At 41.8% G+C, this 12,535-nt stretch carries 12 protein-coding genes and 1 other annotated feature; of the genes, 11 read left to right on the top strand and 1 reads right to left on the bottom strand.

Going from position 1 to position 12,535, the window contains the following annotated elements; translation table 11 throughout:
* The first annotated feature begins 73 nt into the window (after positions 1–73).
* From RCG24_RS15080 to RCG24_RS15035, 10 genes are all read left to right on the top strand, one after another.
* The gene (locus tag RCG24_RS15080; protein ID WP_308077401.1) at positions 74–1,372 is read left to right on the top strand and encodes an ABC transporter substrate-binding protein; all 1,299 of its coding nucleotides are present in this window, start codon (positions 74–76) and stop codon (positions 1,370–1,372) included.
* A gap of 94 nt (positions 1,373–1,466) precedes the next feature.
* The gene (locus RCG24_RS15075; protein ID WP_308077400.1) at positions 1,467–2,423 is read left to right on the top strand and encodes a carbohydrate ABC transporter permease; all 957 of its coding nucleotides are present in this window, start codon (positions 1,467–1,469) and stop codon (positions 2,421–2,423) included.
* Complete coding sequence (locus tag RCG24_RS15070) at positions 2,423–3,265, top strand: carbohydrate ABC transporter permease (protein ID WP_202656451.1); 843 nt, start codon at positions 2,423–2,425, stop codon at positions 3,263–3,265. Before RCG24_RS15075 ends, RCG24_RS15070 begins: the two co-directional genes overlap by 1 nt.
* 89 nt (positions 3,266–3,354) lie before the next feature.
* A complete protein-coding gene (locus RCG24_RS15065; RefSeq protein ID WP_202656450.1) occupies positions 3,355–4,380 on the top strand; it encodes a LacI family DNA-binding transcriptional regulator in 1,026 nt (341 codons plus the stop codon).
* An 87-nt stretch (positions 4,381–4,467) separates the two neighbouring features.
* On the top strand, positions 4,468–5,379 hold the full coding sequence (locus RCG24_RS15060) for an ROK family protein (RefSeq protein ID WP_202656449.1): 912 nt from the start codon (positions 4,468–4,470) through the stop codon (positions 5,377–5,379).
* Between the two features lie 52 nt (positions 5,380–5,431).
* Positions 5,432–6,865: a glycoside hydrolase family 1 protein gene (locus RCG24_RS15055; protein ID WP_308077399.1), complete on the top strand. Its 1,434-nt coding sequence runs from the start codon at positions 5,432–5,434 to the stop codon at positions 6,863–6,865.
* Between the two features lie 259 nt (positions 6,866–7,124).
* Positions 7,125–7,736 (top strand): undecaprenyl-diphosphatase, encoded by a 612-nt coding sequence (locus RCG24_RS15050; protein ID WP_308077398.1) that lies wholly within the window; start codon positions 7,125–7,127, stop codon positions 7,734–7,736.
* A 180-nt stretch (positions 7,737–7,916) separates the two neighbouring features.
* Positions 7,917–8,783, top strand: coding sequence for an SPFH domain-containing protein (locus RCG24_RS15045; protein WP_202656446.1), 867 nt, complete (start codon positions 7,917–7,919; stop codon positions 8,781–8,783).
* 12 nt (positions 8,784–8,795) lie between these two features.
* Positions 8,796–8,981 (top strand): type II toxin-antitoxin system antitoxin, encoded by a 186-nt coding sequence (locus RCG24_RS15040; RefSeq protein WP_308077397.1) that lies wholly within the window; start codon positions 8,796–8,798, stop codon positions 8,979–8,981.
* 251 nt (positions 8,982–9,232) lie between these two features.
* Positions 9,233–9,847 (top strand): TetR/AcrR family transcriptional regulator, encoded by a 615-nt coding sequence (locus RCG24_RS15035; protein ID WP_308077396.1) that lies wholly within the window; start codon positions 9,233–9,235, stop codon positions 9,845–9,847.
* Between the two features lie 222 nt (positions 9,848–10,069).
* Here RCG24_RS15035 and RCG24_RS15030 read toward each other — a convergent pair whose 3' ends face one another.
* A complete protein-coding gene (locus RCG24_RS15030) occupies positions 10,070–10,324 on the bottom strand; it encodes an alpha/beta-type small acid-soluble spore protein (protein ID WP_202656443.1) in 255 nt (84 codons plus the stop codon).
* Positions 10,325–10,431: 107 nt separating this feature from the next.
* Positions 10,432–10,642, top strand: a binding site (T-box leader).
* Positions 10,643–10,693: 51 nt separating this feature from the next.
* Here RCG24_RS15030 and argS point away from each other — a divergent pair.
* Positions 10,694–12,388 carry an arginine--tRNA ligase gene (gene argS, locus RCG24_RS15025; protein WP_202656442.1) on the top strand — a complete coding sequence of 565 codons (1,695 nt, stop codon included), beginning with the start codon at positions 10,694–10,696 and terminating at the stop codon, positions 12,386–12,388.
* The last annotated feature ends 147 nt before the right edge of the window (positions 12,389–12,535 follow it).

The raw sequence follows: 12,535 nt of genomic DNA, 5'->3' as shown, positions 1-12,535 counted from the left end.
AAATAATAGCGAAATCCATTCATTCTCTAAAAGCATGTTATTAAATGTAACAAGAATAACAGGGGGGATCCTATTGAAAAGCATTAAGAAACTGGCTGCCATTGGTTTGTCAGCAGTGCTTGCGGTGTCATTAGCTGCATGTAATGGAAAAGAAAAGGCCTCATCCGACTCTGGCAAAAGCAGTGAAAAACAAATAACCTTAAATTTTTGGACCTTTGGTGCTACGGGATATGAGGATTTAGCGAAAGCTTACGAAACAGAACACCCGAATATCAAAATAAAAGTAAGATCAGCTGAAACAGCAGAGCATCATGACGCACTCTTTACGGCCTTATCTGCCGGAAGCGGGGCACCAGATATAACGATGTTGGAAATTGATCAGCTTGATCGCTTTAAAGCCGCGCAAGACCGCTTCGAAAACTTATATGACCTCGGTGCCAAAGATATCGAGAACTTGTATCTTGATTGGAAATGGAAGACCGGTGAGAACGAAAAAGGTGATTTCTTAATTGGCTTGCCCACGGATATCGGACCGAAAGCCTTATACTACCGTACAGACGTATTTGAGGCAGCCGGCCTGCCGACAGACCCCGAAAAAGTGGCAGCATTAATCAACTCACCAGCGGCCTTTGAAGAAGCAGGTCTAAAAGTGAAGGAGAAAACAGGAAAGCCGTTTATCGATAGCATCGAAATGGCATTCAGAGCCTATTTAGATGCCGCTCAAGAGACATTCCTCAACCCTAAAGGAGAATTATTGCTAGAGCAGGATGGTAATGCGGTTAAAAAAGCTTATGATTATGCAGTTAAGTTAAATAAACTAGGAATCGTTGGTAAATTTGAAATGTGGTCTCCCGAGTGGGCTAATGCCGTAAATAAAGGTGAATTTGCCGCTGAATTAGGAGCCGGCTGGTTAAAAGGATGGATGGAGGGCAATGCAACCGAAGCTGCTGGAAAATGGCGCGTAGCCACCTTGCCATCAGATTTTGCCGCCAACTGGGGCGGGTCGTTCATCGCTATTCCAAAGGAAACGAAACATGCGAAAGAAGCGTATCAATTTGCATCGTGGCTAATCTCCCCAGAAAATCAACTAAAATCCTTCCAAGAAAAGGGATTATTCCCATCTGCACCATCTGTTTATGATATGGAAGCCTTCAAGAATAATCAAGACAAGTTTTTTGGCGGGCAATCAACAGCACCCGTATTTGCGAAAGCAGCACAAGATGTCAATGGCGCCATTTTTAAAGGGGAAAAATACTTTCCTGTTTATCAAGAAGTGCTGAATGCCCTAAAAAATGTTCAAAATAAAGGGACAGATCCTGAAAAAGAATGGAAAGATGCTGTTAAGCGTGCTAAAGATTTATTAAGCCGCTAATTTACTAGTTTACCAGTATATAGAGGTGGATTTGACTGCCCAGGTAAAACAGCCTGGGTATCATGCCCACCTTTGATCGAACCGAGGTGAGAAAATGGATCATGTCAAACCGACTATCGGAACTAACAAGGTAACGATAAGAAAGAAAAGGTACCGGTCTGAGGCGAAGAAAGACATGATTTCTGGCTACTTATACATTGCCCCTTTCTTTATTATCTTTGCATTGATTGGTTTGTATCCGGCTTTATTTAGTATTTATTTAGGCTTTCAAAAGTGGAACGGCCTGAGCCCGATGACATTTGTCGGATTATCCAATTTTAAAATGGTTTTAACAGACCCGCTTTTTTGGAAATCAGTTTACAATACCATTATCATAGGAATGATGGGCACAGCGCCGCAATTGGTTTTCGGAATTATTTTTGCCTATTTATTGAACCAGGCCTTTCTCAAGTTTAAAAATTTCTTCAGAGTAACCATTTTCATGCCCTATATTACCTCGATGGTAGCGGTAGCCCTCATTTTTAGTGTACTGTTCAGTGACCATGAATCATCCTTGGCTAACTATGTACTTAGTCTTGCCGGGCTTGATCCGGTGCATTGGGGAAGTTCTGAATGGGGGACAAAAATTGCCATTTCAATTATGGTCTTTTGGAGATGGGTTGGCTATAACACGATTATTTATCTTGCCGGGATTCAAAGTATTCCAAATGATTTATACGAGGCCGCGACGATTGATGGAGCCAATAAATTTCAACAACTGATCCATATTACAATGCCCATGCTGAAGCCTTTTATCATTCTAACAGTCTTCACCTCAACGGTAGGGGCAATGCAATTATTTTCCGAACCAACCGTCTTCCTGGGGACAAGTGCTTTTACCAGGGACGAGGCGATGACGATCGTGATGTATTTATATCGGGATGCCTTTAAATTACAATCGTTTGGGACCGCATCAGCCACCGCGATCATTTTATTAGTATTGATTTCAGCCTTTGCGGCCATTAATACATTTTTAACATCAGGTATGGCCAGGAAGAGGAGGGGGGATTGATGAATACGGTAGAAAAAACGAAAAAACTGTCGCTTGGACGCGTCTTTGTGTATCTATTTTTATCCCTTGCCGCTCTGTTTTCGATGTTTCCCTTTTACTGGATGTTTGTAATGGCGACAAGACCCAGTTCAGCGTACAACTCGATTCCGCCAATCATCACGCCGGGGAGCCTGTTGGTGGAAAATTTTAAAAAAGTATTAAATCAAATTGATTTTTTTCATTCGATGTGGAACTCCTTTGTGGTCTGTGCGGTGGTAACAGTTGTGGTTTTATTTATTAGCTCCCTAGCCGGATTTGCCTTTGCCAAGTTTCAATTTCGCGGTAAAAAATTCTTTTTCACTGCGATTCTCTTAACGATGATTATTCCACCGCAATTAGGGCTGATTCCGCAGTACTTTCTGATTTCCAAAGCAGGACTATTGGATACATTACCAGGTGTGATGATGCTGTTCTTTTTGAATCCGCTTGGGATTTTTCTGATGAGGCAATATATCAGTGAAGCAGTCCCGGATGAGTTAATGGAAGCAGCCAAATTGGACGGCTGTTCGAACTTTAGAATTTATCGAAAAATTGTGCTTCCAATTATTTTGCCAGCCTTTGCCACCTTAGGAATTATTGTGTTTACGGCTGTTTGGGGAGAATTCCTCTGGCAGTTTACGGTTTTGCGGGATCCGGAACACTATACGATTCAAGTGGCGTTAGCTCAGCTCAGTAATACCCGGAACGTGGATTTTGGAATGATTATGTCAGGCGTATTCTGGGCAACTGTACCGCTTCTGGTTATTTTCCTATTGTTTAATCGGTTATTCATATCGAGCATTACGGAAGGCTCTGTAAAGTAGGGCCCTGCCAAATGTCATTGTTGTTCGTGGCAACGCTTAGTAATCTATCAATGAAGCTAGTATATTTTTGAAAAATAGAAGGGATCAAGATGAATTTAACCATTAAAGATATTGCCCAATTGGCAGGTGTTTCACAAGCCACTGTTTCAAAGGTCATTAATAATTATCAGGGAATTAGTGAAAAGACAAAAAAAAGAGTCATGGATATCATTAATCAAAATGGATATGAGCCTAACTTCTCCGCCAGATCATTGGCAACGAAAAAGTCTAATCTGATTGGATTAATCTATGCCGGAAAAATAAATGTAGATATGACCCATCCGTATTTCAATGAGGTTATTTCATCCTTCAAAAAAAACATCGGACTTTTAGGCTACGATATCTTAATGTTCTCGAATGAACGCTTTTCTTCAGATAATGGCAGTTATTTAGCAAGGTGCCGGCATTTTCACGTGGATGGCTGTTTAATCATTGCCGGGGAGGAAGTGGAGGAATCTACCTATCAATTAGCGATGGAGGGATTTCCTTGTATTGGAATTGATATTGAATTAAATGGACCTAAGGCAAGTTATTTAATGACAGATAACGTGGATTTATCCAGAAAAGTGGTCGAGTTTTTTTATCTTAACGCCGTAAGAAAAATTGGTTACATTGGCGGTAAATGGGATTCTGCTATTTCTGTTCATCGCAAAGAGGGTTTCTTAAAGGCAATGAATCAATTTGGACTTGAACTGCAGGATGAGTGGATTCAGTACGGTGATTTTCACGAGGAAAGTGGATATATCGCGATGAAGAAGATCCTTCAATGTCAAGAGCTGCCGGAGGCTATTTTTGCAGTTTCAGATTTGATGGCACTAGGGGCATTGCGGGCGATTAATGAAGCGGGGTTAAACTGTCCGCGGGATATTCGAATTGTTGGTTGTGATGATATTGCGGCCTGCCGTTACAGTGACCCCAAACTTACTACGGTGAAACAGGATAAAGAGAAATTTGGAAAACTTTCGGCATATATGCTGAATGATTTAATCAACGGGGAGTCACAATTAAAGCCTGTATTTATTGACTCTGAGTTAATAATCAGGGAATCATGCGGCACAAAGTCGGCAGGCGGATAAAAGAAACAAAGATTCCCAGATTTTTTAGAACCTGTCTCTGCTCCCTGGGCAATTCTTTCAAATAGAGGGTTGATTGGAGGTTATTAAGTGGATTACTACGCGGTACTTGATGTTGGAGGTTCCTCCATTAAATATGCCCTTATGGATGAAACGGGGGTGTTTATAGAAAAATCATCGGTTCCCACACCTAAAGCGAGCCTTGAATCATTTTTGGAAACAGTTGACTTAATCCTGAAAAAACTGCAACATCATCATCTATGTAAAGGCTTGGCCGTCAGTATGCCGGGGGCAGTCAATGTGGAAACAGGTATCATTGATGGCGTTACGGCACTTCCTTATATTCATGGACAGAACATCAAGCAGCTTCTTCAAGAACGGACACAGTTGAAGGTTGAGCTTGAAAATGATGCAAATTGTGCGGCATTGGCGGAAGGTTGGATAGGAGCAGCAAAGGACGTGAACGACTATCTCTGTATCGTGATTGGCACTGGGATTGGTGGTTCAGTTGTTCTTGATAAAAAAGTGCGCCATGGGAAAAATCACTTTGCCGGGGAATTCGGCTATATGATTATGGAGGACTATTTGAGTGGTCCGCCATGGGAAACATGGAGCTCCTTAGCTGCCGTAGGCGGTTTAATTCAGCAAGTGGCTAAACGAAAAGGTGTATCTCCAGCGGTTCTTACCGGAAAAGAGATTTTTGAAAGGGCTGAGAATGGGGATCTGGATGTGCAGGAAGAAATTAATAAGTTTTTACAGCGGCTTGCTATTGGAATATATAATTTACAGTTTATGATCGACCCAGAAAAGATTTTGATAGGCGGAGCCATTAGTCATCGCGAGGGATTTATTGAACAACTGAATGAAAAGTTACAGCAAATGAAATATCATCCAGACGGTTTAACGGTTCAAGTGGAAAGATGTCAGTTTGGGAATGACTCTAATTTAATTGGCGCTTTGTATCACTTTTTACAACGACAAAATATTGTATTAAGAAGCTGATGTTCTGAATTAATTGCATCTTGTTGTAAATAAATGAGAGGGAAGTGAGACAGTGATACATAAAACACTTAAACCTTTTCCACCAGAATTTTTATGGGGGGCGGCCTCTTCAGCTTACCAGGTGGAAGGTGCCTGGAATGAGGACGGAAAAGGGCTGACAAACTGGGATCAGTTCGTTCGGATTCCCGGCAAGACTTTTAAAGGAACAACAGGTGATGTAGCAGTAGACCATTACCACCGTTATCAGGAAGATGTCTGGTTAATGGCGGAAATGGGACTCAAGGCTTATCGGTTTTCTGTCTCTTGGGCACGGATTTTTCCAAATGGAAGGGGAACAGTCAACGAGGAGGGTATTGAGTTCTATGATCGGTTAATGAATGAATTGAAAAAATATCATATTGAGCCGATTTTAACCTTATATCATTGGGATTTGCCTCAGGCGCTTCAGGACGAATACGGCGGCTGGGAATCTCGCAGAATCATTGAGGACTTTACAAATTATTGTATAGAACTGTTTAAGCGCTTCGGGGACCGTGTAAAATATTGGGTCAGTTTGAATGAACAAAATATTTTTACCAGCCACGGGTATGTTTATGCCACTCATCCACCAGGGGTGCAAAATGAAAAGCTATTCTATCAAGTGAATCATCATGCCAATCTTGCCAATGCCAGTGTGATCAAGGCATTCCGCCGCCATGTTCCGAATGGCAAGATTGGTCCCAGTTTTGCTTACTCTCCCGCCTACTCGGCAACATCGAAGCCAGAAGATATAGCAGCTGCTGAAAATGCGGAGGAATTGAATAGCCATTGGTGGATGGACATTTATGCATGGGGGAAATATCCGAAAATTGCCTGGAACTACCTGGCGGAGAAAGGGCTCGCACCGTCTGTCGAGGAAGGGGACTTTGCCTTATTAAAAGAAGGCAGACCGGACTTTATCGGTTTAAACTATTATCAGTCCACGACCTTTGAGATGAATCCCTTAGATGGCGGCGTTGGTGCCGGGGAAATGAATACAACCGGAATAAAAGGGACATCAAGAGATTCAGGTATTCCCGGGCTGTTTAAAACAACGGTGAACCCCAATCTGGACAGAACCAACTGGGATTGGAATATCGACCCGCAAGGTCTGAGAATGGCGCTTCGCAGAATCACTAACCGTTATGATTTACCGATTCTAATTAGTGAAAATGGCTTGGGAGAATACGACAAGCTCAAAGTGAATAATGTGATTGAGGATGACTACCGCATTGATTATCTTCGATCCCATGTTTCGGCGATTCAAGAGGCGATCTCTGATGGTGCCGAAGTATTGGGCTATTGTGTCTGGTCGTTTACTGATTTGTTAAGCTGGCTTAACGGTTTTCAAAAACGCTACGGCCTCGTCTATGTGAACCAACACGAAGAAGGATCTCATGATTTGCGCCGTATTAAAAAGAAAAGCTACTACTGGTACAAACAAGTGATAGCATCCAATAGCCTTTAGGAAGCAGGGGAGTCACCTTGCTTCCTTTTTTGATGGAATATTTTTGAACAGTAATGGTATAAAACCGCCAATACCGATCCTGGTGAATCAAACGTTTGATTAGCGTTTTTAACGAAAAATCTGGATCTGGTTTTCGATTGGCTTTTGTAACTAGTAAAAAAAGTTTCCAGCCCCTTTTTTGAAGACCTTCAGAATGATATAATTTCAAGGATGTGGTTTACTAGAAAAAGGGAATAATAATGGATGAGGAGATATGTCGATGTCAATTTCGCAACTAAATATAGACGTTTTTCGCTCAATTAATGATGTTGGAAAGACCTATCAGGCGCTTGATCCGGTTGCCATTTTTATGGCGGAATATATGGTGTATGTGTTAGTTTTGGGGATGCTTGTGTATTGGTTTACCCGTACCACAAAAAACCGAATGATGATGATCCAAAGTATTTTGGCTGTGGTACTTGCTGAGATTATTGGAAAAATTGCTGGCAGCTTTTACTCCCACTATCAGCCGTTTGCCGAGCTGTCCCATGTGAATAAGCTTGTCGATCATGCTGTCGATAATGCGTTTCCAAGCGATCACTCGATCATCTTTTTTGCCATTTGTTTTTCGATATGGCTTGTCCGTAAAAGAGAAGGCTGGTTGTGGCTGGCCGTTGCCTGTGCCGTTGGAATTTCCCGCATCATGGTTGGCGTCCACTATCCGGGAGATGTCTTGACTGGTGCTCTAATAGGATTCATTTCCGCGCTATTGATGCATTGGCTCGTACCGAAGCTTACATTCCTGGAAACCTTGCTTGATCAATACGAAAAGATCGAAGGAAAGATTTGGCCAGGCAAACCGAAATCTGAGGGCAAATATAAAAACTTCTAATACCAGCGAGGGTGCCAGACACTATGTGATTTTTTCACATAGTGTCTGGCACTCTTTTTTTGGGCTTCAAGGATCCCTTTGTCTTCACTTTTTGAGGCTGGCCGGTGGGCTAGTTTCTTAAAAAATTTTACCAAAAAGCCCTTTCTATAATGATATAAAATATAAAAGGGAGTGTTTGGGATGACAGAGAAAGACATGTTTAAAGTGAATGGCTTTGTTGGACTTTTATTGTTTTTGTTGCTGGGGGCATTGACAGCCGTTGGAATTGAGCAATTTGTTTTAAAAGAAAGCTTCCTGTTTTTGGTCCTTGCCATCTTGTGCGGTTTATTGACGTTACTTGTATTTTCTGGGTTTACGATTATCCAGCCGAATCAGGCGAAGGTGTTTACCTTGTTTGGCCGCTATCTTGGTGTGATCAAACATGAAGGGTTTTATCTAACCATTCCGCTTACGGTAAGAAAAACCGTATCTTTAAGAGTCATTAACTTTAACAGTGATAAATTGAAAGTCAATGATCTAGAGGGTAATCCAATTGAGATTGCAGCGGTTGTCGTTTATAAAGTGTTTGATTCGGCGAAGGCTGTATTTGATGTTGAAGATTATAAAGAGTTTGTCCACACCCAAAGTGAAACGGGGCTGCGTCATATAGCCAGCCAGTATCCTTATGATAATGTCAATAATGATTATGAAATTTCTTTGCGTCAGCACTCTGATGAAGTCGGGGATGAATTGACGAAGGATTTGCAAAAGCGGCTGGAGCTTGCCGGCGTGGAAATTATTGAAGCTCGGATCATGCATTTGGCTTACTCCAGTGAAATTGCCTCAGCGATGTTACAAAGACAGCAGGCTAAAGCCGTGCTGGCTGCCCGGAAGGTCATTGTTGACGGGGCTGTAACGATGGTTAAATCGGCAATTGACCAGCTGAAAGAAGAAGGGATTGTCGATCTTGACGAGGAGAAGAAGGCACAAATGGTGAATAATTTAATGGTTGCGATTGTTTCTGAAAAAGGAAGCCAGCCGGTAATTAATGCAGGAACGATTTACTAAGGTTGTGATGTTGTGGCCGAAAAAAAGCGATTTTTACTGCGTGTTGATCAGAGAACATATGATGCATTGGAAAAATGGGCAGAGGATGAATTCCGCAGTGTAAATGCGCAAATTGAGATTATTATTAAGAAAGCATTAAAAGATGCGGGAAGATTAAAAAATTCCAAAACAGCTAATGACGCAAACAAGGATGAGTGAAAACCGGGCAGCTATTGTCCGGTTTTTTAAACTTATTAGAAGGTTAGGGTTTTCTTAGCGTATAAAAGTGCACAAAAGAAAGTTTCTCCAGCATGGGCACCAAAAAACTATGCTTTTTGGTGAACTGAAACTATGCCTTTGTCTTTGCTCTTTGTGGTTTCCAGTTGGCGAGGATTCTTGAACATTTTCCAAAAAGTTTACAAAAAAAATTGAAAGCAAGTTTGTGCTGTGCTATAGTTGAATTAAGAAAAATGACCAAAAAACTAAATTGGTCAAAGAGGAGGGAAGTCATTTGGCTCCTGACCGCAGAAAGAATGATTGTAGAAGCAGCAACAAAGTCCTTTTCATTATTTGGTTATAAAGCAACGACAATGGACCAAGTGGCGAGGCTTGCCAATGTCGGAAAAGGAACGATTTATACTTTTTTTAAAAATAAAGAAGAGTTGTTTGAGGAGATTATCTCCACTTTAGTAAAAGAAATGATAGCAGAGGCAGAAGCGGTCATTCAACCTGGTCTGCCTATAACGGAAAATGTTCATCGGGGGTTATTTCGGATCCTGGAGTTTCGATCCAAGCATCAGTTAATGATTAAACTGGTTCAAGAAGAAGCAGAGATGGGAACATTGGCTGTTTCCGAGATGCTTCGGCATGTCGAAGATGAGATTATTGCTTACTTAAAGAATAAACTGGATACCGCAATTTCCAAGGGGTCGATCCCTTCTATGGATACAGAACTAACAAGCTTTTTGTTGTTGAAAATGTATATTGCCTTAATTTTTGATTGGGAGAAAAACCATGAACCGCTTAGTTCGGATCAAATTGCCCAAATAATGAAGGTGTTCCTGCTTAGAAAGCTCCCGAATTAATGGCTATGGGACCTTTCCAAGTATGGAAAGGTAAGAAATGTCCCATAGGAGAGGTCTATGGGACATAACCGCAATTATTAACCTTAGATTTGTCCCACAGCATACGAATATGGGACATGATAAATATATTATCTAATCACTTTGCCCCATAGGCACCGCTTAAGCCAATATTTTTACATGATGAATCTAAAACGTTACGGTTGACACATTCAGCAACCGGTACTATTGCTTGTTGCGCAGATTTTGCTGGGCCATTTTGACAAGTTCGCGAACCATGCTGCCGCCCAGCCGGCCGCCGACTTTTCCGGCCTGTTGGGAAGTTAATTGCCCATTGTAGCCCTTTTTCAGCGGTACTCCTACCTCTTCCGCCGCTTCAAACTTTGCTTCCTCAGGGCTCTGTGACTGGACAACCTTCGCTTTTAACTTGTCTAATTCTGCACGGGCCCCGGGAACAAGAATTTTATTTCTTCTGGCCATCTAAATCCCTCCTTCTCCTTAGGATAACCAGCTTCAAAAAAAAATCATCAGCAATGACTGGATAAATTAGATTTCTTTCAGTATAATATCTTGTAAAACAAGTCATACTAAAATCAATGAAAAAGAGAGTAGTTATCTGGGATGTTTAAGCGAATCAGGGATAGTGCAAGCCTGGTACGGACGAGATAATGAAACGCACTTTTGAGATGCCGCCTGAACTAAGTAGGGTAGGCCGGAGAACTCTCCGTTACAAAAAGAAGCTGGTTCATTAGAACAATTAGAGTGGTACCGCGGGAAAAATAAACTCTCGTCTCTTTTCATGGAGACGGGAGTTTTTTTACTTTATACAAATATAGGAGGTCAAAAACCATGAATTTTAAAAAAGAATTTGCAGAAGTGCTGGCTGAACTGCTTAACAGTGAAAAAACAGCCGCTGAACTTGAACTGCTGATTGAAAAACCAAAAAATGCAGCGCACGGCGATTTAGCCTTTCCTTGTTTTACACTGGCAAAAATTAAACGGAAGGCGCCCAATCTAATAGCCCAAGAACTAAGTGAACAAATCAAGGCGCCAATTTTTGAAAAAGTAGAGGTAGTGGGCGGTTATATCAACGTCTTCCTAAATAAAAAGCTTGTTTCAGAAAAAATTATCAGCCAAATTATCACCCAAAAAGGGGAGTTTGGTACACATGATTTTGGGCAAAACGGCAATGTTACCATTGATATGTCCTCACCAAATATTGCCAAGCCGTTTTCAATGGGACATCTGCGTTCCACCGTTATTGGGAATGCCATCGCCCTGATCGTTGAAAAATGCGGCTATCAACCAATTAAAATCAACCACCTTGGCGACTGGGGCACCCAGTTTGGTAAGCTGATTACCGCCTATAAACTTTGGGGCGATGCCGACAAGGTGAGAGCCAATCCGATTTCCGAATTATTGGCTCTTTATGTAAAGTTTCACGAAGTCGCAGAAACGAATCCGGCGCTGGAGGATGACGGCCGCGCTTGGTTTAAAAAACTTGAAGATGGCGACGCGGAAGCGGTGGAGCTTTGGGAATGGTTCCGCGATGAATCGTTAAAGGAATTCTCACGGATTTATGATCTATTGAATGTAGAATTTGATTCTCTTGCCGGTGAATCTTTTTACAATGATAAAATGGACCGGATCGTCGACATGCTGGAGGAAAAAGGCCTCCTGGTGGAATCCAATCAAGCCCTGGTTGTTGAATTAACAGAAGAAGGACTGCCGCCATGCCTGATCAAAAAGTCAGACGGTGCAACACTGTACGCAACGCGTGATTTAGCTGCTGCCCTATATCGGAAAGAAACGTATGACTTTGTCAAATCGCTTTATGTCGTCGGCCATGAGCAAAGCCTGCACTTTAAACAGCTAATTGCTGTATTAAAGAAAATGGGCTTCGAATGGGCTGGAAACATGGCACATATTCCATTCGGGATGATGCTGACCGGCGGTAAGAAAATGTCCACCCGGAAAGGCAAGGTTGTCTTATTAGAAGAAGTGTTAAATGAATCAATCGAAATGGCCCGTCACAATATTGAAGAGAAAAACCCAACGCTTGCCAACAAGGATGAAGTAGCCAAACAAGTTGGTGTCGGTGCTGTCATTTTCCACGATTTGAAAAATAATCGGATGAACGATATTGAATTTTCTTTAGAGGAATTGATTCGCTTTGAGGGAGAAACAGGTCCGTATGTACAATATACGTTTGCCAGAGCATGTTCGATTTTACGAAAAGCCAATTGGCAGGCTGATGCTGCAGTACCGGACTATCATACTTCATGGGAGAAAGAATGGAAGGTTGTCAGCCATTTACTTGAGTTTCCAAATGTTATCAAACGCGCTTGTGACAATCTAGATCCTTCGCAGATTGCCAAATATGTGATCGATCTTGCCCAAGTGTTTAATAAATACTATGCTGAAGTTCGTATCCTTGAAGAGAGTGAGGAGCAAACAGCTCGACTAGCACTTGTTTATAGCGTAACCGAGGTGCTGAAAGAAGGACTACGCCTGCTCGGAATTGCGGCTCCTGAGGAAATGTAAGCTGATTACTTCATAAATGGACAAAAATGGTATACACTATAGCTATCCGCAAGTGTGATTGAAACAGCTGCTTCCAAGTAGCCACCAGAATGAAATTTCGTTTCTACGATAAGTAGAAACGTTTTTTCATTTTAGTACAAAGAGAGG

The organism is Neobacillus sp. OS1-32 (assembly GCF_030915425.1).
GTDB classification, from domain to species: domain Bacteria; phylum Bacillota; class Bacilli; order Bacillales; family Cytobacillaceae; genus Neobacillus; species Neobacillus paridis.
The sequence above is the reverse complement of the archived record's forward strand: the minus strand, read 5'-3'. Positions and strand labels throughout refer to the sequence as shown.